The sequence below is a fragment of the Novosphingobium sp. HNCC26DJ243 genome, assembly GCF_057180545.1.
This window is the reverse complement of the sequence record NZ_JBXUGN010000003.1, coordinates 254,545-272,726: the sequence shown is the minus strand read 5'-3', so window position 1 is coordinate 272,726 and position 18,182 is coordinate 254,545. Positions and strand designations below refer to the sequence as shown.

General features: G+C 62.2%; 27 protein-coding genes. All 27 read left to right on the top strand.

Going from position 1 to position 18,182, the window contains the following annotated elements; translation table 11 throughout:
- Window positions 1-86: 86 nt before the first annotated feature.
- The 27 genes from fusA (at window position 87) to gdhA (ending at window position 18,127) form a co-directional block, all read left to right on the top strand.
- Window positions 87-2,159 carry an elongation factor G gene (gene fusA, locus AC2A04_RS11715; RefSeq protein WP_484212514.1) on the top strand — a complete coding sequence of 691 codons (2,073 nt, stop codon included), beginning with the start codon at window positions 87-89 and terminating at the stop codon, window positions 2,157-2,159.
- A 92-nt stretch (window positions 2,160-2,251) separates the two neighbouring features.
- Window positions 2,252-3,442 carry an elongation factor Tu gene (gene tuf, locus AC2A04_RS11710; protein ID WP_484212513.1) on the top strand — a complete coding sequence of 397 codons (1,191 nt, stop codon included), beginning with the start codon at window positions 2,252-2,254 and terminating at the stop codon, window positions 3,440-3,442.
- Between the two features lie 170 nt (window positions 3,443-3,612).
- Complete coding sequence (gene rpsJ, locus AC2A04_RS11705) at window positions 3,613-3,924, top strand: 30S ribosomal protein S10 (RefSeq protein WP_484212512.1); 312 nt, start codon at window positions 3,613-3,615, stop codon at window positions 3,922-3,924.
- A gap of 312 nt (window positions 3,925-4,236) precedes the next feature.
- Complete coding sequence (rplC, locus tag AC2A04_RS11700) at window positions 4,237-4,992, top strand: 50S ribosomal protein L3 (RefSeq protein ID WP_484212511.1); 756 nt, start codon at window positions 4,237-4,239, stop codon at window positions 4,990-4,992.
- 3 nt (window positions 4,993-4,995) lie between these two features.
- Window positions 4,996-5,619 (top strand): 50S ribosomal protein L4, encoded by a 624-nt coding sequence (rplD, locus tag AC2A04_RS11695; protein ID WP_484212510.1) that lies wholly within the window; start codon window positions 4,996-4,998, stop codon window positions 5,617-5,619.
- Entirely contained in the window at window positions 5,612-5,917 is a 306-nt protein-coding gene (locus AC2A04_RS11690) for a 50S ribosomal protein L23 (RefSeq protein WP_054107588.1), read from the top strand. Before rplD ends, AC2A04_RS11690 begins: the two co-directional genes overlap by 8 nt.
- Window positions 5,918-5,927: 10 nt before the next feature.
- A complete protein-coding gene (rplB, locus tag AC2A04_RS11685; protein WP_484212509.1) occupies window positions 5,928-6,764 on the top strand; it encodes a 50S ribosomal protein L2 in 837 nt (278 codons plus the stop codon).
- Between the two features lie 6 nt (window positions 6,765-6,770).
- On the top strand, window positions 6,771-7,049 hold the full coding sequence (rpsS, locus tag AC2A04_RS11680; protein WP_185684756.1) for a 30S ribosomal protein S19: 279 nt from the start codon (window positions 6,771-6,773) through the stop codon (window positions 7,047-7,049).
- Entirely contained in the window at window positions 7,049-7,426 is a 378-nt protein-coding gene (gene rplV, locus AC2A04_RS11675; protein WP_484212508.1) for a 50S ribosomal protein L22, read from the top strand. Before rpsS ends, rplV begins: the two co-directional genes overlap by 1 nt.
- Before the next feature lie 2 nt (window positions 7,427-7,428).
- Window positions 7,429-8,124, top strand: a complete 696-nt coding sequence (rpsC, locus tag AC2A04_RS11670) for a 30S ribosomal protein S3 (RefSeq protein WP_484212507.1) — start codon at window positions 7,429-7,431, stop codon at window positions 8,122-8,124.
- A gap of 22 nt (window positions 8,125-8,146) precedes the next feature.
- Window positions 8,147-8,581 (top strand): 50S ribosomal protein L16, encoded by a 435-nt coding sequence (gene rplP, locus AC2A04_RS11665; RefSeq protein WP_144902025.1) that lies wholly within the window; start codon window positions 8,147-8,149, stop codon window positions 8,579-8,581.
- A 12-nt stretch (window positions 8,582-8,593) separates the two neighbouring features.
- A complete protein-coding gene (gene rpmC / locus AC2A04_RS11660) occupies window positions 8,594-8,797 on the top strand; it encodes a 50S ribosomal protein L29 (protein ID WP_484212506.1) in 204 nt (67 codons plus the stop codon).
- A gap of 10 nt (window positions 8,798-8,807) precedes the next feature.
- Window positions 8,808-9,077, top strand: coding sequence for a 30S ribosomal protein S17 (gene rpsQ / locus AC2A04_RS11655; protein ID WP_011444916.1), 270 nt, complete (start codon window positions 8,808-8,810; stop codon window positions 9,075-9,077).
- A 64-nt stretch (window positions 9,078-9,141) separates the two neighbouring features.
- Window positions 9,142-9,510, top strand: a complete 369-nt coding sequence (gene rplN, locus AC2A04_RS11650) for a 50S ribosomal protein L14 (protein WP_305616354.1) — start codon at window positions 9,142-9,144, stop codon at window positions 9,508-9,510.
- Window positions 9,510-9,827: a 50S ribosomal protein L24 gene (gene rplX, locus AC2A04_RS11645; protein WP_484212505.1), complete on the top strand. Its 318-nt coding sequence runs from the start codon at window positions 9,510-9,512 to the stop codon at window positions 9,825-9,827. The genes rplN and rplX overlap by 1 nt, the downstream gene beginning before the upstream one ends.
- Window positions 9,820-10,401 carry a 50S ribosomal protein L5 gene (gene rplE / locus AC2A04_RS11640; RefSeq protein WP_484212504.1) on the top strand — a complete coding sequence of 194 codons (582 nt, stop codon included), beginning with the start codon at window positions 9,820-9,822 and terminating at the stop codon, window positions 10,399-10,401. Before rplX ends, rplE begins: the two co-directional genes overlap by 8 nt.
- A gap of 29 nt (window positions 10,402-10,430) precedes the next feature.
- Complete coding sequence (rpsN, locus tag AC2A04_RS11635) at window positions 10,431-10,736, top strand: 30S ribosomal protein S14 (RefSeq protein ID WP_484212503.1); 306 nt, start codon at window positions 10,431-10,433, stop codon at window positions 10,734-10,736.
- 10 nt (window positions 10,737-10,746) lie between these two features.
- Window positions 10,747-11,142 carry a 30S ribosomal protein S8 gene (rpsH, locus tag AC2A04_RS11630; RefSeq protein ID WP_039334346.1) on the top strand — a complete coding sequence of 132 codons (396 nt, stop codon included), beginning with the start codon at window positions 10,747-10,749 and terminating at the stop codon, window positions 11,140-11,142.
- Window positions 11,142-11,675, top strand: a complete 534-nt coding sequence (gene rplF / locus AC2A04_RS11625) for a 50S ribosomal protein L6 (RefSeq protein WP_484212502.1) — start codon at window positions 11,142-11,144, stop codon at window positions 11,673-11,675. Before rpsH ends, rplF begins: the two co-directional genes overlap by 1 nt.
- Window positions 11,675-12,025, top strand: a complete 351-nt coding sequence (gene rplR / locus AC2A04_RS11620) for a 50S ribosomal protein L18 (protein ID WP_484212501.1) — start codon at window positions 11,675-11,677, stop codon at window positions 12,023-12,025. The genes rplF and rplR overlap by 1 nt, the downstream gene beginning before the upstream one ends.
- Window positions 12,026-12,027: 2 nt before the next feature.
- Entirely contained in the window at window positions 12,028-12,756 is a 729-nt protein-coding gene (gene rpsE / locus AC2A04_RS11615; protein WP_484212500.1) for a 30S ribosomal protein S5, read from the top strand.
- A 6-nt stretch (window positions 12,757-12,762) separates the two neighbouring features.
- The gene (gene rpmD / locus AC2A04_RS11610; protein WP_084278955.1) at window positions 12,763-12,939 is read left to right on the top strand and encodes a 50S ribosomal protein L30; all 177 of its coding nucleotides are present in this window, start codon (window positions 12,763-12,765) and stop codon (window positions 12,937-12,939) included.
- Window positions 12,940-13,115: 176 nt separating this feature from the next.
- On the top strand, window positions 13,116-13,634 hold the full coding sequence (gene rplO / locus AC2A04_RS11605; protein ID WP_484212499.1) for a 50S ribosomal protein L15: 519 nt from the start codon (window positions 13,116-13,118) through the stop codon (window positions 13,632-13,634).
- 158 nt (window positions 13,635-13,792) lie between these two features.
- The gene (gene secY, locus AC2A04_RS11600; protein WP_484212498.1) at window positions 13,793-15,160 is read left to right on the top strand and encodes a preprotein translocase subunit SecY; all 1,368 of its coding nucleotides are present in this window, start codon (window positions 13,793-13,795) and stop codon (window positions 15,158-15,160) included.
- A 28-nt stretch (window positions 15,161-15,188) separates the two neighbouring features.
- Window positions 15,189-15,839, top strand: a complete 651-nt coding sequence (locus AC2A04_RS11595) for an adenylate kinase (RefSeq protein WP_484212497.1) — start codon at window positions 15,189-15,191, stop codon at window positions 15,837-15,839.
- Window positions 15,840-15,884: 45 nt separating this feature from the next.
- Entirely contained in the window at window positions 15,885-16,622 is a 738-nt protein-coding gene (locus AC2A04_RS11590; RefSeq protein ID WP_484212496.1) for an SRPBCC family protein, read from the top strand.
- 149 nt (window positions 16,623-16,771) lie between these two features.
- Window positions 16,772-18,127, top strand: coding sequence for an NADP-specific glutamate dehydrogenase (gene gdhA, locus AC2A04_RS11585; RefSeq protein WP_484212495.1), 1,356 nt, complete (start codon window positions 16,772-16,774; stop codon window positions 18,125-18,127).
- The last annotated feature ends 55 nt before the right edge of the window (window positions 18,128-18,182 follow it).

Sequence of the window (18,182 nt, the reverse complement as noted above, 5' to 3'; positions counted from 1 at the left end):
CGGGGCTGGTCTTTAAACGGTCACACTTGTAACCATATGGGCGGGGCCGCAGTTCGGCTCCCCCATATTTCCCAAGGAACAGCATCATGGCACGTAGCCATCCGCTCGAGCGCTACCGTAACTTCGGCATCATGGCGCACATCGACGCCGGCAAGACGACGACGACCGAGCGCATCCTGTATTACACCGGCAAGTCCTACAAGATCGGCGAAGTCCACGACGGCGCCGCGACCATGGACTGGATGGAGCAGGAGCAGGAACGCGGCATCACGATCACGTCGGCCGCGACGACCTGCATCTGGAACGACCACCGCCTGAATATCATCGACACCCCGGGCCACGTCGACTTCACCATCGAAGTCGAACGCTCCCTGCGCGTGCTCGACGGTGCCGTGGCGGCCTTCGACGGCGTTGCCGGCGTCGAACCCCAGTCGGAAACCGTATGGCGCCAGGCGGACAAGTACAAAGTCCCCCGCATGTGCTTCATCAACAAGCTCGATCGCACCGGCGCCAACTTCTACTACTGCGTCCAGACGATCATCGATCGCCTTGGCGCGAAGCCTGCTGTGCTCTATCTGCCGATCGGCGCAGAAGCAGACTTCAAGGGCCTCGTGGATCTGGTCGAGAACCGTGCGATCATCTGGAAGGACGAGGCGCTGGGTGCCGAATTCTTCTATGAAGAAATCCCCGCCGACTTGGCCGACAAGGCTGCGGAATACCGCAACCAGCTGATCGAGCTTGCCGTCGAGCAGGACGATGACGCGATGGAAGCGTACCTCGAGGGCAACGAGCCCGACGTGGCGACGCTGAAGGCGCTGATCCGCAAGGGCACGCTGAACCAGTCGTTCGTACCGGTGCTGTGCGGCTCGGCGTTCAAGAACAAGGGCGTTCAGCCCCTGCTCGACGCCGTGGTCGACTACCTGCCTTCGCCGCTCGACATCGAAGACGTGCAGGGCGTGAACCCCGACACCGACGAGCCGGACAGCCGTCCGACCGCCGATGACGCACCGTTCTCGTCGCTTGCGTTCAAGATCATGAACGATCCATTCGTCGGCTCGCTCACCTTCACCCGCATTTATTCGGGCACGCTCAGCAAGGGCAGCTACCTGAACTCGGTCAAGGGCAAGAAGGAAAAGGTTGGCCGCATGCTGCTAATGCATGCGAACAGCCGCGAGGACATCGAAGAAGCCTATGCCGGCGACATCGTCGCTCTGGCTGGCCTCAAGGAAACGACGACGGGCGACACCCTGTGTGCCGAACGCCAGCCGATCATCCTCGAGCGCATGGAATTCCCCGAGCCGGTCATCGAACTGTCGGTGGAACCCAAGACCAAGGCTGACCAGGAGAAGATGGGCGTCGCGCTGCATCGTCTCTCGGCCGAAGATCCCTCGTTCCGCGTTGCGACCGATCATGAATCCGGCCAGACGATCATCAAGGGAATGGGCGAACTCCATCTCGAGATCATCGTCGACCGCATGCGTCGCGAGTTCAAGGTCGAGGCCAATGTCGGTGCGCCGCAGGTGGCCTATCGCGAATACCTCGCGAAGGCTGTCGACGTCGACTACACCCACAAGAAGCAGTCGGGTGGTACCGGCCAGTTCGGTCGCGTGAAGGTCAAGGTCACGCCGGGCGAGCGCGGTTCGGGCATCATCTTCACCGACGAGATCAAGGGCGGTAACATTCCGAAGGAATATATCCCCGCGATCGAGAAGGGCTTCCGCGAGACGGCTGCCACGGGTTCGCTCGTCGGCTTCCCGATCATCGACTTCGAGATCAACCTCTACGACGGCGCCTACCATGACGTCGACTCGTCGGCGCTGGCATTCGAAATCGCAGGTCGCGGTTGTATGCGTGAAGTCGCGCAGAAGGCCGGCATCAAGCTGCTTGAGCCGATCATGAAGGTCGAAGTGATCACGCCCGAGGAATATCTCGGCGACGTGATCGGCGACATCAACTCGCGTCGTGGCCAGATCCAGGGCACCGACAGCCGCGGCAATGCCCAGGCTGTCACCGCCATGGTCCCGCTGGCCAACATGTTCGGCTACGTGAACCAGCTCCGCTCGTTCACCCAGGGCCGCGCAAACTACTCCATGTTCTTCGACCACTACGACGAGGTTCCGGCCAACGTCGCGGCCGAGGTCAAGGCGAAGCTTGCATAAGACCACGGATAGCATTAGGGGCGGCGCTCGATTCAGCGGGTGCCGTCCATTTCCCGCAGTATCTGCACACATACGAGAAGAAGGTTTGAACAATGGCTAAGGCTAAGTTTGAGCGGACCAAGCCGCACTGCAACATCGGCACCATCGGTCACGTCGACCACGGCAAGACCACGCTGACCGCCGCAATCACCAAGGTGCTCGCCGAAACCGGCGGCGCAACCTTCACCGACTACGCGAACATCGACAAGGCTCCCGAAGAGCGCGAGCGCGGCATCACCATCTCGACCGCACACGTCGAGTACGAAACCGCCAACCGTCACTACGCGCACGTCGACTGCCCGGGTCACGCTGACTACGTGAAGAACATGATCACCGGTGCTGCCCAGATGGACGGCGCGATCCTGGTCGTGAACGCTGCTGACGGCCCGATGCCGCAGACCCGCGAACACATCCTGCTCGCCCGCCAGGTCGGCGTGCCTGCGCTGGTCGTCTACATGAACAAGGTCGACCAGGTCGACGACGAGGAAATCCTCGAGCTCGTCGAACTCGAAGTTCGCGAACTGCTGTCGTCGTACGACTTCCCGGGCGACGATATTCCGATCGTCAAGGGTTCGGCTCTGGCAGCTCTCGAAGGCCGTGACGATGCGATCGGTCGCGACTCGATCAACGCCCTGATGGCCGCTGTCGACAGCTACATCCCGCAGCCGCCGCGCCCGACCGACAAGCCTTTCCTGATGCCCGTCGAAGACGTGTTCTCGATCTCGGGTCGCGGTACCGTCGTGACCGGCCGTATCGAAACCGGCATCGTCAAGGTTGGCGAAGAAGTCGAGATCATCGGCCTCAAGGACACCCAGAAGACGACTGTTACCGGCGTCGAAATGTTCCGCAAGCTGCTCGACCAGGGTGAAGCCGGCGACAACGTCGGTGCGCTGGTTCGCGGCATCAAGCGTGAAGATGTCGAGCGTGGCCAGGTTCTGGCCAAGCCCGGTTCGGTCACGCCGCACACCGAGTTCTCGGCTGAAGTCTACGTGCTGTCGAAGGATGAAGGTGGCCGTCACACGCCGTTCTTCGCCAACTACCGCCCGCAGTTCTACTTCCGCACGACCGACGTGACCGGCGAAGTGATCCTCCCCGAGGGCACCGAGATGGTCATGCCTGGTGACAACGTCACGCTGTCGGTCAAGCTGATCGCTCCGATCGCGATGGATCCGGGTCTGCGCTTCGCAATTCGCGAAGGTGGCCGTACCGTCGGTTCGGGGGTTGTCAGCACCATCACGAAGTAATATAGGCCGCGCACCGGCGGGGAGATTCGCTCTTCCCGCCGGTCGGTTTTTTACTTTCTGATCGCTTTTTGGCAGTCGGCCCGCTCTCCCCGAGCTTCGTAACTGGGGCAGGGTTAGAGGGCAGGTCGACTTGCCTTTTTTGTTTTGCTCTTTCGCATCGGTAAACGGACATGGACGCCCAGAATATCCGCATTCGCCTCAAGGCCTTTGATCATCGTGTGCTCGACCATGCCACTGGAGAAATTGCAGATACCGCCCGCCGCACCGGCGCGCTGATCCGGGGCCCCATTCCGCTTCCGACGCGCATCGAGAAGTTCACCGTGAACCGCGGTCCGCACATCGACAAGAAGTCGCGCGAGCAGTTCGAGGTTCGTACGTACAAGCGCCTTCTCGACATCGTGCAGCCGAACGCTGCCACTGTCGACGCGCTGATGAAGCTGGACCTTGCGGCCGGCGTCAACGTCGAGATCAAGCTGGCCTGAGCCGCTTGATGAGCGTCCTGCCCAGGCAGGTGTCCGCTCCGGCCGGATCGTCCGCAACGATCCAGATATTCTGGCCGGTTCGAACCGGCCAAGACCCTCACTCCGGTGAGGGGCCAGAGTTTCCGAGGTAACAAAAGCCTCGTTGACAATGGGATACCTCCGGCGCCGCGAGAGATCGCACAGTCGGGCAAGCGTCCCCCGATTGCTCCTGTTTCCGCAGGGGCACTCAGCCCGGTCGGGGGCGCGCTTCACATACGGGCTGAACACGCATGTCGGAATGGGTCCGGCATGCCTCTGTGAGGAGTATGGATCATGCGCACCGGCGTGATCGCGAAGAAGGTCGGGATGACCCGCCTTTTCCAGGAAGATGGTCGGCACGTGCCGGTCACCGTCCTGTCGCTAGAAAATTGCCAGGTGGTTTCGGTTCGCACGGCTGAGCTTGACGGTTACGTCGCTCTGCAGCTCGGTGCGGGTGAAGCCAAGCAGAAGAACGTTGCCAAGCCGCAGCGTGAGCACTTCGCCAAGGCTGAAGTGCCGCTGAAGATGGAAGTTGCCGAGTTCCGCGTTGCAGACGATGCCACGCTCGATGTCGGTTCGACCATTGCCGCTTCGCACTTCGTTCCCGGTCAGTACGTCGACATCACCGGTCACACGCAGGGCAAGGGCTTCGCCGGCGCCATGAAGCGTTGGGGCTTCGGCGGTATGCGCGCGACGCACGGCGTTTCGATCTCGCACCGTGCCCACGGTTCGACCGGTAACCGCCAGGATCCGGGTCGCGTCTTCAAGAACAAGAAGATGGCCGGCCACATGGGTGATCGCCAGCGTACCCAGCAGAACCTCGAAGTCGTCCGCACGGATGACGAGCGTGGCCTGATCTTCGTAAAGGGCTCGGTCCCTGGTTCGAAGAACGGCTGGCTGCTCGTCCGCGACGCCGTCAAGGTCTCGCGTCACGCTGAAGCGCCCTATCCCGCAGGTCTCAAGCAGGCCGCCAACAGCAATGACTCGGCAGCTGCCGACACCCCGGCGGAAGTCGCGGCAGTCGAAGCCACCGACGGTCAGGAGGGCTAAGTCGTGAAGGTTCAGGTCCTCAATCTCGACGGCAGCACCGCCAAGGGCGAAGTGGAACTTGCAGATGACGTGTTCGGCATTGAGCCGCGCGCCGACATCCTGCACCGCGTCGTTACCTGGCAGCTTGAAAACCGTCGCGGCATTGCCCGCAAGGCGCGTGAGCGCTCGGACGTTGCCCGCACCGGCAAGAAGTTCGGTCGCCAGAAGGGCGGCGGTACGGCTCGTCATGGTGACCGCAAGGCCCCGATTTTCATCGGTGGCGGCAAGGCCCATGGTCCCCGTGTTCGCGAGTTCAACATCTCGCTGAACAAGAAGGTCCGTGCGCTCGGTCTCAAGATGGCGCTCTCCTCCAAGGCGAAGGCCGGTCTCGTGATCGTCGACAATCTCGACGTTGACGGCAAGACCAAGGCTCTCGTCGGCCAGCTCGCTCAGGCGAACTGGGGCAAGAAGGTGCTCGTGATCGACGGCGATGCCGTCAACGACAACTTCGCCAAGGCCGCGCGCAACATCGTCGGCGTCAACGTCCTGCCCGCAGTCGGCGCGAACGTTTACGACATCCTGAAGCATGACACGCTGGTGCTGACGCGCTCGGCTGTCGAAAAGCTGGAGGCGCGCTTCAATGGCTAAGGAAGCGATCGACACCCGTCACTACGACGTGATCGTGGCACCCCACATCACCGAGAAGGCGACGCTGCTCAGCGAGCACAACGCCGTGGTCTTCAAGGTTGCCGACAAGGCGACCAAGCCGGAGATCAAGGCAGCGGTCGAAGCCCTGTTCGACGTCAAGGTCACGAAGGTGAACACCTTGAACCAGGACGGCAAGACCAAGCGCTGGAAGGGCAAGCCCTACAAGCGTTCTGACTTCAAGAAGGCTGTCGTGACCCTGGCCCCGGGCCAGTCCATCGACGTCACCAGCGGTATTTGAGGCGCGCACGATGGCACTCAAGAACTATAACCCGACCAGCCCCGCACGCCGCGGCCTGATCCTCGTCGACAAGTCGTCGCTGTGGAAGGGCAAGCCGCTCAAGGCGCTGACCGAAGGCAAGAGCAAGACCGGCGGCCGCAACAACAAGGGTCATGTGACCTCGCGCGGCATCGCTGGTGGTCACAAGCAGAAGTACCGCTTCATCGACTTTAAGCGTCGCAAGTGGGACATGCCGGCCACCGTCGAGCGTCTGGAATACGACCCCAACCGCACGGCGTTCATCGCTCTCGTCAAGTACGAGGACGGCGAGCAGACCTACATCATCGCACCGCAGCGTCTTGCGGTCGGTGACACGATCGTCGCTGGCGAGAAGACCGACGTGAAGCCTGGCAACGCCATGCTCCTGTCGCAGATGCCGGTCGGCACCATCATCCATAACGTGGAGATGAAGCCGGGCAAGGGTGGCCAGATCGCCCGCTCGGCAGGCACCTATGTCCAGCTCGTCGGTCGCGACCGCAGCATGGTCATCGTTCGCCTGAACTCGGGCGAGCAGCGCTACCTGCGCGGTGACTGCATGGGCACGGTGGGTGCGGTGTCGAACCCCGACAACGCTAACCAGAATCTTGCCAAGGCCGGTCGCAACCGCTGGCTCGGCAAGCGTCCGCTTACCCGCGGCGTCGCCAAGAACCCGGTCGACCACCCGCACGGCGGTGGTGAAGGCCGCACCTCGGGTGGCCGTCATCCGGTCACTCCGTGGGGCAAGCCGACCAAGGGCGCTCGTACCCGTCACAACAAGTCGACGGATAAGATGATCATCCGTTCGCGTCACGCGAAGAAGAAGAGGTAACACCCCATGGCACGTTCCGTCTGGAAGGGCCCCTTCGTCGACCTGCATCTCCTGAAGAAGGCCGAAGTGGCTCAGGATGCAGGATCTCGCGCTGGCCCGATCAAGACATGGTCGCGTCGTTCGACCATTCTGCCGCAGTTCGTTGGACTGACGTTCAACGTCTACAACGGTCACAAGTTCATTCCCGTCTCCGTCTCGGAAGAGATGGTCGGCCACAAGCTCGGTGAATTCGCGCCCACGCGCACCTTCCCGGGCCACGCCGCTGACAAGAAGGGCAAGCGCTGATGAGCAAGCCTGCAGCTCCCCGCCGCGTCGGTGACAAGGAAGCCCTGGCCGTCGGTACCACGATCCGTGGTTCGGCCCAGAAGCTCAACCTCGTCGCCGGTCTGATCCGCGGCAAGAAGGCCGAAGAAGCCATGAACATCCTGTCCTTCTCGAAGAAGGGTATGGCGGTTGACGCACGCAAGGTTCTCGCTTCGGCGATCGCCAACGCGGAAAACAACCACAACCTCGACGTCGACGCGCTCGTCGTGGCCGAGGCCTCGGTTGGCAAGTCGGTAACGATGAAGCGCTTCCACACCCGTGGTCGCGGCAAGTCGACCCGCATCCTGAAGCCGTTCTCGCGGCTGCGGATCGTGGTCCGCGAAGTTGAGGAGGCCTGATCATGGGTCACAAGTCGAACCCCATCGGTCTGCGCCTGCAGATCAACCGTACCTGGGACAGCCGCTGGTACGCCGAAGGTCGCAACTACGCGCAGATGCTCAAGGAAGACCTTGAGATCCGCAAGTTCATCGTCGAGAACCTGCCGCAGGCGGCGATCTCGAAGGTGGTGATCGAGCGTCCCGCCAAGCTTTGCCGCGTGTCGATCTATGCCGCCCGTCCGGGTGTCATCATCGGCAAGAAGGGCGCCGACATCGAGAAGCTTCGCTCGAAGCTTGCCACGATGACCGGCAGCGACGTCAAGCTGAACATCGTCGAAATCCGCAAGCCGGAAATCGACAGCAAGCTCGTCGCCCAGGGCATTGCCGACCAGCTGGTCCGCCGCGTTGCCTTCCGTCGTGCTATGAAGCGCGCGGTGCAGTCGGCGCTGCGTCTTGGTGCTGAAGGCATTAAGATCACTTGCGGTGGCCGTCTCGGCGGTGCTGAAATCGCCCGCGTCGAATGGTACCGCGAAGGTCGCGTTCCGCTGCACACGCTGCGCGCGAACATCGACTACGCGGAAGCCGAAGCCCACACCGCCTATGGCGTGATCGGCATCAAGACCTGGATCTTCAAGGGTGAGATCCTCGGTCACGATCCGATGGCGCAGGACCGACTGATGATGGAAGCCCAGACTTCCGGCGTCCGTCCGGCACGCTGAGCCTCGAGGGTAGAGAAGCACCATGCTGCAACCGAAGAAGACCAAGTTCCGCAAGACCTTCAAGGGCCGTATCCACGGCCTGGCCAAGGGCGGTACGGACCTGAACTTCGGCTCCTACGGCCTCAAGGCCCTGGAGCCCGAGCGGGTCACCGCGCGCCAGATCGAAGCGGCCCGCCGCGCGATCACCCGCCACATTCGCCGTCAGGGCCGTCTGTGGATCCGCGTGTTCCCCGACGTGCCTGTGTCGAAGAAGCCTGCTGAAGTCCGCCAGGGCAAGGGCAAGGGTTCGATCGAATACTGGGCAGCCCGCGTGAAGCCGGGTCGCATCCTGTTCGAACTGGATGGCGTTCCGGGTCCGCTCGCTGCCGAGGCGTTCAGCCGCGCTGCGATGAAGCTGCCGATCAAGACGAAGGTCGTCGCCCGCCTGGGTGACACTTCGCACCTTGGCGGCGAGTAAGGAGGAAAGACGATGGCCAAGTTCGAAGACCTTCGCGTCAAGAGCGACGACCAGCTTTCTGCTGATCTCGCCGAGCTGAAGCGCGAACAGTTCAACCTGCGTTTCCAGGCCGCAACGAACCAGCTTGAGCGCCCTGCGCGCATCAAGGAAGTTCGTCGCGACATCGCGCGCATCAAGACGCTGCAGACTGAGCGTTCTCAGTCGGCCCAGGCGTAAGGAAGCTAGTATGCCCAAGCGTATTCTGGTCGGGACCGTGGTGTCCGACAAGACCGACAAGACGGTGGTCGTGAAGGTCGAGCGCAAGGTGAAGCACCCGCTCTACGGGAAGATCATCCGCCGCTCGAAGAAGTATCACGCCCATGACGAGGCGAATGCCTTCAAGACCGGCGAGACCGTGCGCATCGAAGAAACCGCGCCGATCTCGAAGCTGAAGACGTGGAAGGTCATCGACCGCGTCCAGGCCGGCAAGGGCACCGCAATCGAAGCGGACGTCTGAGCTACAGCGACAATTTGGAACTGCCGGACTGGTTCCGGCAAGCCAGTGAGAAGGAACCGGATCAATGATCCAGATGCAATCCAATCTCGACGTCGCGGACAACAGCGGCGCAAAGCGCGTCCAGTGCATCAAGGTACTGGGTGGCTCCAAGCGTCGGTTCGCGAGCGTTGGCGACATCATCGTGGTGTCGGTCAAGGAGGCGCAGCCCCGCGCCCGCGTTAAGAAGGGCGACGTTCACCGCGCCGTGATCGTGCGTACCCGCAAGGACGTGCGTCGCGCCGATGGCAGCGTCATCCGCTTTGACGGCAACGCCGCTGTGCTCGTCGGCAAGAACGAAGAGCCGATCGGCACGCGTATCTTCGGACCCGTGGTTCGCGAACTGCGCGCCAAGGGCTTCATGAAGATCATCAGCCTTGCGCCGGAGGTGCTCTGATGGCTTCCGCTAAGATCAAGAAGGGCGACACCGTCGTCGTTCGTTCGGGCAAGGACAAGGGCCGTACCGGCACCGTCCTCCAGGTCCTTCCGAAGGATGACAAGGTCGTCGTCGGCGGTATCAATATCGCTGCCCGTCACCGCAAGCCCAGCCAGCAGAACCCACAGGGCGGAATCGACCGCTTCGAGGCTCCGCTGCACATCTCCAAGGTTTCGGTCGCCGACAAGGATGGCAAGCCCACCCGCGTCCGCTTCGAAACCAAGGACGGCAAGAAGGTCCGTGTGGCCGTGAAGTCCGGGGAGGCCATCGATGGCTGATAAGTATACGCCGCGTATGCGGTCGAAGTATGATGCCGAAATCGCTCAGGCGATGCAGGCCAAGTTCGGCTACAAGAACGCGATGGAGATCCCGCGCATCGAAAAGATCACGCTCAACATGGGCGTGGGCGAAGCGAGCCAGGACAAGAAGAAGGTCACGACCGCTGCTGCCGAAATGGAGCTGATCGCTGGCCAGAAGCCCGTCATCACCAAGGCGAAGAAGTCGATCGCGCAGTTCAAGCTGCGTGAAGGCATGCCAATCGGTTGCAAGGTCACCCTGCGCCGCGAACGTATGTATGAATTCCTCGACCGCCTGATCACCATCGCAATGCCCCGCATCCGCGACTTTCGTGGTTTGAACCCGAAGTCGTTCGACGGCCGCGGCAACTACGCGATGGGTCTGAAGGAGCAGATCATCTTCCCGGAGATCAGCTACGACCAGATCGAGAAGGTGCGCGGGATGGACATCATCGTCACCACCACCGCGAAGACTGACGACGAAGCGCGCGAGCTGCTCCGCCTGTTCGGTTTCCCGTTCCCGCAGGAAGCTGCTGAAGAGCAGCAGGCCGCGTGACCCTGATTTGAAGAAGAGAGCTTAAGTCCATGGCGAAACTGAGTTCCATCAACAAGAACGAGCGTCGCAAGAAGCTCGTCGTGAAGTACGCGGCAAAGTACGCCGCGTTGAAGGCCGTTGCCGACGATGAGTCGCTCGATGAAACCGAGCGCCTGATCGCCCGTCTCAAGATGGCCGAGCTTCCCCGCAACGCGAACCCGACCCGGGTGCGCAACCGTTGCGCCACGACCGGTCGCCCGCGCGGCTACTACCGCAAGTTCGGCCTGTGCCGAATCGAGCTGCGCGATCTCGCCAACAAGGGGCTTATCCCCGGCGTGACCAAGTCGAGCTGGTAAGGATCATCCGATGGCTATGACCGACCCCCTGGGTGATATGCTCACCCGCATCCGCAACGGCCAGCAGGCAAAGAAGGACTCGGTCCTTTCGCCTGCTTCCAAGCTGCGTGCACACGTGCTCGAAGTCCTTCAGCGTGAAGGCTACATCCGCGGTTTCTCGGAGGACGCCACCGGCGCCCACCCGCAGCTGCGCATCGAGCTCAAGTATTTCGAGGGCCAGCCTGCAATCAAGCATGTTGCCCGTGTCTCCAAGCCTGGCCGCCGCGTCTACTCGGGTTCCAAGGAACTTCCGGTGATCCGCAACGGCCTTGGCATCACCATCGTCTCGACGCCGAAGGGCGTGCTTTCGGATGCCGAAGCACGCGCTGCCAACGTCGGCGGCGAAGTGCTTGCGGAGGTGTTCTGATGAGCCGCATCGGCAAGAAGCCGGTGACGATCCCCGGTGGCGTCACTGCGAACATCGCGGACGGCGTGCTGACTGTTAAGGGCCCCAAGGGCACCCTGACGCTCACGCTCCGTGACGAAATCAGCTACACCGTCGATGGCGACACGATCCTCGTGAAGCCTGCAAACGACACCAAGGCGGCGCGTGCCTTCTGGGGCATGCAGCGCACCCTCGTCGACAACCTCGTGACCGGCGTTACGCAGGGCTACACCAAGGTCCTCGAGATCACCGGTGTCGGCTACCGTGCCAACTCGCAGGGCAAGAACCTGAAGCTGCAGCTTGGCTACAGCCACGATGTCGATTTCGCGGTGCCGGAAGGCATCGAGATCAAGACCCCTGACAACACTACGGTGGAAATCTCGGGTATCGACAAGCAGAAGGTCGGCCAGGTCGCCGCAGAGATCCGTCGCTGGCGCAAGCCTGAGCCTTACAAGGGCAAGGGTATCAAGTACCGCGGCGAGTTTATCTTCCGCAAGGAAGGGAAGAAGAAGTAATGGCAAAGCTGTCTCTCTTCGCACGCCGCCGCCTGCGTGTTCGCACCGCCCTCAAGGCGCGTTCGGGTGGCCGTCCTCGTCTGTCGGTCCACCGTTCGGGCCGCCACATCTACGCCCAGATCATCGACGATGCGCAGGGCCGTACGATCGCTGCCGCCTCGACGCTCGTGAAGGGCGAAAAGTCGATCGGCGCGAACGTGGCTGCTGCAGCCAAGGTCGGCTCCGAGATCGCCGAGAAGGCCAAGGCTGCCGGCGTTACCACCGTCGTGTTCGATCGCGGCGGCTTCCTGTTCCATGGCCGCGTCAAGGCGCTGGCTGATGCTGCCCGCGAAGGCGGCCTGGAGTTCTGATGATGGCTGACGAAACCAACCTGGAAGGCGAAGTCGCCGTCGTCGCGGAAGCGACCGGCGGTGAGCCGCAGCGTGAAGGTCGTGGCCGTGGTCGCGGCCGTGGTGGCAACGATCGCGGTGGCAACAACGATCGCGGTGGAAACCGTGGCCGTCGTGACGACCGCCGTGGCCGTGGCAACAACGACGAAGACGGTGGTGAGGAGCTGATCGAAAAGCTCGTCCACATCAACCGCGTCTCGAAGACCGTGAAGGGCGGCAAGCGCTTCGGCTTTGCTGCGCTCGTCGTGGTCGGCGACGGCAAGGGCCGTGCAGGCTTCGGCAAGGGCAAGGCCCGCGAAGTTCCTGAAGCGATCACCAAGGCTACTGCCGCTGCGAAGCGCGCGATGGTCCGCGTGCCGCTCAAGGAAGGCCGCACCCTGCACCATGACGGCAAGGGCCGTTTCGGCGCCGGCAAGGTCAACCTGCGTACGGCTCCGGCCGGTACCGGCATCATCGCCGGTGGTCCGATGCGCGCAGTCTTCGAGAGCCTCGGCGTTGCCGACGTGGTGACCAAGTCGGTCGGCACCTCGAACCCCTACAACATGATCCGCGCAACCTTCGACGCGCTCGTCAACCAGACTTCGCCGAAGTCGGTTGCCCAGCGTCGTGGCAAGAAGGTTGCCGATCTGCTCGGTCGCGGCGGCGCCACCTCGGTGGAAGCCGAAGCCGCTGCCGACGCCATCACGGAGTAATCGGTCATGGCTACGATCAAGATCAAGCAGATCGGTTCGCCGATCCGTCGCCCGGAGAGCCAGAAGAAGATTCTGGTCGGCCTGGGTTTGGGCAAGATGCATCGCGTCGTCGAGTTGGAAGACACGGCTGAAGTGCGCGGCGCCATTGCCAAGCTTCCCCACATGGTGGCCGTGGTCGACTGATCAGCGGTTCCATTGCGGGATTACGGAACACCCCGGCCCAGTGCCGGGGTTTTCCATTTGAAAAACGCCGGTGCGATGGGGCCTGTGCGTCTCTTATTGGGGGTGACACGCCTGTGGCTTTGTCCTAAGGGCGCCCCTTCCATTCAGCGCGACAAAAGCGAAAGCGAGTGCACGACATGAAACTGAACGAACTCTCCGACAACAATGGCGCCCGCAAGGGTCGCATGCGCGTTGGCCGTGGCATCGGCTCGGGCAAGGGCAAGACTGCCGGTCGCGGCCAGAAGGGTGCCAAGGCGCGCTCGGGCGTTTCGATCAACGGCTTTGAAGGCGGCCAGATGCCGCTTCACATGCGCATCCCGAAGCGTGGCTTTAACAACATCTTCGCCAAGGACTTCGCTGAAGTTAACCTGGGCATGATCCAGAAGATGATCGACGCCGGCAAGCTCGATGTGTCGGCTCCGGTCGATCACGCGGCGCTCAAGGCTGCCGGTCTTGCCCGTGGCGGCAAGGACGGCGTGCGCCTGCTCGGCAAGGGTGATTTCACCGCCAAGGTCGCCTTCAAGGTCGACGGCGTCAGCAAGGGCGCTCTCGAGGCCGTGCAGAAGGCCGGCGGTTCGGTGGAACTGCCCGAGGCGCAGCCCAGCGAGCACGAAAAGAAGACCGCTCGCCGCGAGGCCAACAAGCAGGCCAAGTGAAGCATTGCAGTCCCCGCCCGCCACACGGGCGGGGATTTTGGCATTGCCCGGGTTCGACATCCGCGAATCCGCACTATATGGGCTAGCTCGACAGGATGAAGACGCGCCGCTGCGCCAATCGCAGATGGCAGTCTCACAGCAAGGCTTGAACCCCCGAAATGGCATCACGCGCCGACAACATCGCCAGCAACCTCAGTCTGGCCAACTTCTCCAAGGCGACCGAGCTCAAGAAGCGTATCTGGTTCACGGTGGGCGCGCTCATCGTCTTCCGGTTCCTCAGCTTCGTGCCGCTGCCGGGTGTGAACCCGCTGATCATGGAGACGCTGTACGACCAGACGCGTGGTGGCGTTCTCGACATCTTCAATGCTTTCTCGGGCGGTTCGCTCGAGCGCATGAGCCTGATCGCGCTGGGCGTGATGCCCTACATCACCGCTTCGATCGTGGTGCAGCTTGCCGCCTCTCTTCATCCCTCGCTTGCGGCGATGAAGAAGGAAGGCGAAAGCGGGCGCAAGAAGCTCAACCAGTACACGCGCTACGGGGCGGTGCTGTTGACTGCCATTCAGGGTTGGGTGCTGGCCTCCGGTCTCGAGGCCTACGGCGCGTCGAGCGGACTGCAGGCTGTGGTCAACCCCGGCATGCTCTTCCGCGTAGGCGCAGTCGTCTCGTTGATCGGCGGAACCATGTTCCTGCTGTGGCTGGGTGAGCAGATCACATCGCGCGGGATCGGCAACGGCGTTTCACTCATCATCATGGCCGGCATCGTCGCGCAGCTGCCGAAATTCTTCGGCAACCTGTTCGAGGGCGGACGCACGGGATCGATTTCGCCATTCCTGATCGTCGGCATCGTGATCATGCTGATCGGCCTGGTGCTTGCCATCTGCTTCATCGAGCGCGCGAGCCGCCGCCTGCTGATCCAGTACCCCAAGCGTGCCACGCAGCGCGGCATGATGAATGCCGACCGCAGCCATCTGCCGCTCAAGCTCAACACCGCGGGCGTGATCCCGCCGATTTTCGCCAGTTCGCTGCTGCTGCTGCCGCTGACGATCACACAGTTCGCCGGGAACTCGATCTCGCCCGACACCACGATGGGGCAGGTAATCGTCTCGCTGAACCAGTATCTGGGTCACGGCAAGCCGCTCTACATGCTGTTCTACGCGCTGGGCATCATCTTCTTCTCGTTCTTCTACACTGCCGTGGTGTTCAACCCGGAAGAGACGGCCGAGAATCTCAAGAAGAATGGCGGGTTCATCCCCGGTATCCGTCCGGGCAAGAACACCCAGAACTACCTGGATTACGTGCTGACGCGGATCACGGTTCTGGGCGCTGCATATATTACTATGGTCTGTGTTGTGCCCGAGTTCATCATGGCCGAAACAGGCATGGGAACGCTGTTCTTCGGCGGCACCAGCCTGCTGATCGTCGTCAACGTGACCGTGGATACGATCACGCAGATCCAGTCGCATTTGCTGGCGCACCAGTATGGCGACCTTATCAAGAAGGCCAAACTGAAGGGGCGGCTGCGCTGACAGGCGAGGCCGAGAGGGGAGCGAATTGGTGAACATCATCCTGTTGGGGCCTCCGGGCGCGGGCAAGGGGACGCAGGCGCACCGCCTGGTCGAACGCCACGGCATGAAGCAGCTGTCGACCGGCGACATGCTGCGTGCCGCCGTGAAGGCGCAGACCCCCGTGGGTCTTCAGGCCAAGGCAGTGATGGAGGCGGGCCAGCTCGTATCTGACGAGATCGTCTCGGCGCTGATCGGTGACGAACTTGACGCGATGGCACCGGGCCAGGGTGCGATATTCGATGGCTATCCGCGCACGGCACCGCAGGCGGCTTCGCTTGAGGCGATCCTCGAGAGCCGGGGTCGCAAGCTTGACCACGTGATCGAGCTTGACGTCAACGAGGACGCCCTCGTCGAGCGTATCACTGGCCGCTACACCTGTGCATCGTGCGGCAAGGGCTATCACGACACGTTCGAGAAGCCGGCTGTCGAAGGCACTTGCGACAAGTGCGGTGCCCATGACTTCAAGCGCCGACCTGACGACAACGAGGAAACCGTGCGCACGCGCATGGCCGAATACCGCGCCAAGACCGCGCCGATCCTGCCGATCTACGAAGCCAAGGGCATCGTGGCACGTGTGGACGGCATGGCCGAGATGGACTCGGTCACGGCAGCCATTGAGGCAATCCTCGCGGCACGCTAAGCATCGCTGAAATCCGCCCGTCGTGGCGCGGACGGAGGCTTGGCGATGCGCAAAGTGTTGATACTTCTGGCGGCGGGGCTCATCGGCTCCGCCGTTCCTGCATCGGCGGAAGTCGTCCAGAAGAGCGAGGCCGGCTTCGTCGTCCGGGTAACGGGCGAAGTCAAGGCAACGCCTGCCGAAGCCTGGAGGGCTTTCACGACGCCCGCGCAGTGGTGGAGCAGCGCACACACTTTCTCGGGCGAAGCGGCGAACATGACGCTCGATCCCGTTGCCAATGGCTGCTTCTGCGAAAAGATGCCGGTGCCCAAGGGAGCGGCCGCCACGCAAAAGGCGGGCTCGGTCATGCACATGCGCGTGATCTATGCCGAGCCGGATCGGGCCCTGCGACTTGCAGGCGCGCTTGGTCCGCTGCAGTCCGAGGCGGTCAACGGCACGATGACCGTGACGTTCAAGCCCGTTGACGGGGCCGACGGCAAGGGCGCGCGCATCCTGTGGGAGTATGTCGTCGGTGGCTACATGCGCTACAAGACCGACACGATCGCTCCTGCAGTCGACAAGGTTCTGGCCGAACAGATCGGCGGTCTGACGAAGCTGCTTGGTCCGCTTGTGGCAAAGCCTGAAGAATCCGTTGTTGCGCCGGAGCCTGAAGCTGCGAAGACCGAAGAGCAGGCCGATTTTGTCGCCGATCCCTCAAAGGGCGAGGCTGCTGCCGGAGAATCGGTGAAGGCCGCGCTGGACAAGATGTTCACGAAGAAGAAATCGACCGAACCCGAGGGGCGCTGATCAACAGCATCCGCGCTTTTGTGCCGCGCAAAAGACGCTAAGCTGCATTTCCATAATAGCGCGACTCGGACCTTTGAGGCCGAAGACGCGTGACCGGGCCGCACTTGCCACCATTGAAGCTTCAAAGGCTTCGCACAGGGGAGAGTACCGTGGCCGTTTCCGATCATGTCGACTTGCCGACGTTCATGGAGGGCGTGAAGAAGCGCAATCCCTATCAACCCGAATTTGTCCAGGCCGTGCAGGAAGTTGCCGAAGACATCTTCGAGTTCATCCAGGACAAGGAAGAGTACCACGCCCAGCAGATCCTGCGGCGCATTGCCGAACCGGACCGGGTGGTTTCCTTCCGCGTGTGCTGGGAGGACGACAAGGGCAACGTTCGCGTGCAGCGCGGGTGGCGCGTGCAGAACAACAACGCGATCGGCCCCTATAAGGGCGGCATCCGCTTCCACCCGTCGGTCACGGAATCGGTACTGAAGTTTCTTGCTTTCGAGCAGACATTCAAGAACGCGTTGACCGGCCTTCCGATGGGCGGGGGCAAGGGCGGATCGAACTTCAATCCCAAGGGCAAGAGCGTGCGCGAGATCATGCGCTTCTGCCAGAGCTTCATGACCGAGCTATATCGCCACATCGGCGCCGACATCGACGTGCCGGCAGGTGACATCGGCGTGGGCGGACGCGAGATCGGCTACATGTTCGGCCAGTACAAGCGCATCACCAACAACTTCACCGGCGTGCTGACGGGCAAGGGCCTTGAATGGGGCGGCTCGCTGATCCGCACTGAGGCGACAGGTTATGGCGCGGTCTATTTCCTTGCCAACATGCTGGCGACGCGAGGCGAAGACCTGACGGGCAAGACCGCGGTGATTTCCGGCTCGGGCAATGTGGCGACGCATGCGGCCGAGAAGATCGTGCAACTGGGTGGCAAGGTGCTGACGCTGTCGGATTCGGGCGGCTACATCCACGATCCGGACGGCATCGATCAGGAAAAGATCGATTGGGTGAAAAGCCACAAGACGCACCGGCGTGGCAGGATCGAGGAATATGTCGAAGCCTATCCGCACGCGACCTTCCATGCCGGCAAGACCCCGTGGGACGTGCCCTGCGACGTGGCGCTGCCCTGCGCCACGCAGAACGAATTGCTGGGGGCCGATGCGCGGACGTTGATCGCCAATGGCTGCAAGGCCGTGGCGGAAGGCGCGAACATGCCGACCGATCTGGAAGGTGTGCATGTGTTCAAGGCGGCCAAGATCCTCTACGCGCCGGGCAAAGCCTCGAATGCCGGTGGCGTCGCTGTCTCGGGTCTCGAGATGAGCCAGAACTCCGAGCGTCGTTCGTGGAAGGAAGAGGAACTCCAGCAGATGCTCAAGGACATCATGGCGGGAATCCACAAGTCCTGCCTTGCCTATGGCGACCAGGGTGGCGGTTATATCGACTATGTAAAGGGGGCCAATATTGCGGGCTTCAAGAAGGTGGCCGATGCCATGCTGGCGTTTGGCGTAGTGTAAATCGAACGCATCAGGACACGATCAGCGGACCGGCTGTGGAGCAGGCGAATCAAAA

Coding starts and splice junctions, on each gene's coding strand:
- fusA (WP_484212514.1), top strand. CDS start 87: ATGGCACGTAGCCATCCGCTCGAGCGCTACCGTAACTTCGGCATCATG.
- tuf (WP_484212513.1), top strand. CDS start 2,252: ATGGCTAAGGCTAAGTTTGAGCGGACCAAGCCGCACTGCAACATCGGC.
- rpsJ (WP_484212512.1), top strand. CDS start 3,613: ATGGACGCCCAGAATATCCGCATTCGCCTCAAGGCCTTTGATCATCGT.
- rplC (WP_484212511.1), top strand. CDS start 4,237: ATGCGCACCGGCGTGATCGCGAAGAAGGTCGGGATGACCCGCCTTTTC.
- AC2A04_RS11690 (WP_054107588.1), top strand. CDS start 5,612: ATGGCTAAGGAAGCGATCGACACCCGTCACTACGACGTGATCGTGGCA.
- rplB (WP_484212509.1), top strand. CDS start 5,928: ATGGCACTCAAGAACTATAACCCGACCAGCCCCGCACGCCGCGGCCTG.
- rpsS (WP_185684756.1), top strand. CDS start 6,771: ATGGCACGTTCCGTCTGGAAGGGCCCCTTCGTCGACCTGCATCTCCTG.
- rplV (WP_484212508.1), top strand. CDS start 7,049: ATGAGCAAGCCTGCAGCTCCCCGCCGCGTCGGTGACAAGGAAGCCCTG.
- rpsC (WP_484212507.1), top strand. CDS start 7,429: ATGGGTCACAAGTCGAACCCCATCGGTCTGCGCCTGCAGATCAACCGT.
- rplP (WP_144902025.1), top strand. CDS start 8,147: ATGCTGCAACCGAAGAAGACCAAGTTCCGCAAGACCTTCAAGGGCCGT.
- rpmC (WP_484212506.1), top strand. CDS start 8,594: ATGGCCAAGTTCGAAGACCTTCGCGTCAAGAGCGACGACCAGCTTTCT.
- rpsQ (WP_011444916.1), top strand. CDS start 8,808: ATGCCCAAGCGTATTCTGGTCGGGACCGTGGTGTCCGACAAGACCGAC.
- rplN (WP_305616354.1), top strand. CDS start 9,142: ATGATCCAGATGCAATCCAATCTCGACGTCGCGGACAACAGCGGCGCA.
- rplX (WP_484212505.1), top strand. CDS start 9,510: ATGGCTTCCGCTAAGATCAAGAAGGGCGACACCGTCGTCGTTCGTTCG.
- rplE (WP_484212504.1), top strand. CDS start 9,820: ATGGCTGATAAGTATACGCCGCGTATGCGGTCGAAGTATGATGCCGAA.
- rpsN (WP_484212503.1), top strand. CDS start 10,431: ATGGCGAAACTGAGTTCCATCAACAAGAACGAGCGTCGCAAGAAGCTC.
- rpsH (WP_039334346.1), top strand. CDS start 10,747: ATGGCTATGACCGACCCCCTGGGTGATATGCTCACCCGCATCCGCAAC.
- rplF (WP_484212502.1), top strand. CDS start 11,142: ATGAGCCGCATCGGCAAGAAGCCGGTGACGATCCCCGGTGGCGTCACT.
- rplR (WP_484212501.1), top strand. CDS start 11,675: ATGGCAAAGCTGTCTCTCTTCGCACGCCGCCGCCTGCGTGTTCGCACC.
- rpsE (WP_484212500.1), top strand. CDS start 12,028: ATGGCTGACGAAACCAACCTGGAAGGCGAAGTCGCCGTCGTCGCGGAA.
- rpmD (WP_084278955.1), top strand. CDS start 12,763: ATGGCTACGATCAAGATCAAGCAGATCGGTTCGCCGATCCGTCGCCCG.
- rplO (WP_484212499.1), top strand. CDS start 13,116: ATGAAACTGAACGAACTCTCCGACAACAATGGCGCCCGCAAGGGTCGC.
- secY (WP_484212498.1), top strand. CDS start 13,793: ATGGCATCACGCGCCGACAACATCGCCAGCAACCTCAGTCTGGCCAAC.
- AC2A04_RS11590 (WP_484212496.1), top strand. CDS start 15,885: ATGCGCAAAGTGTTGATACTTCTGGCGGCGGGGCTCATCGGCTCCGCC.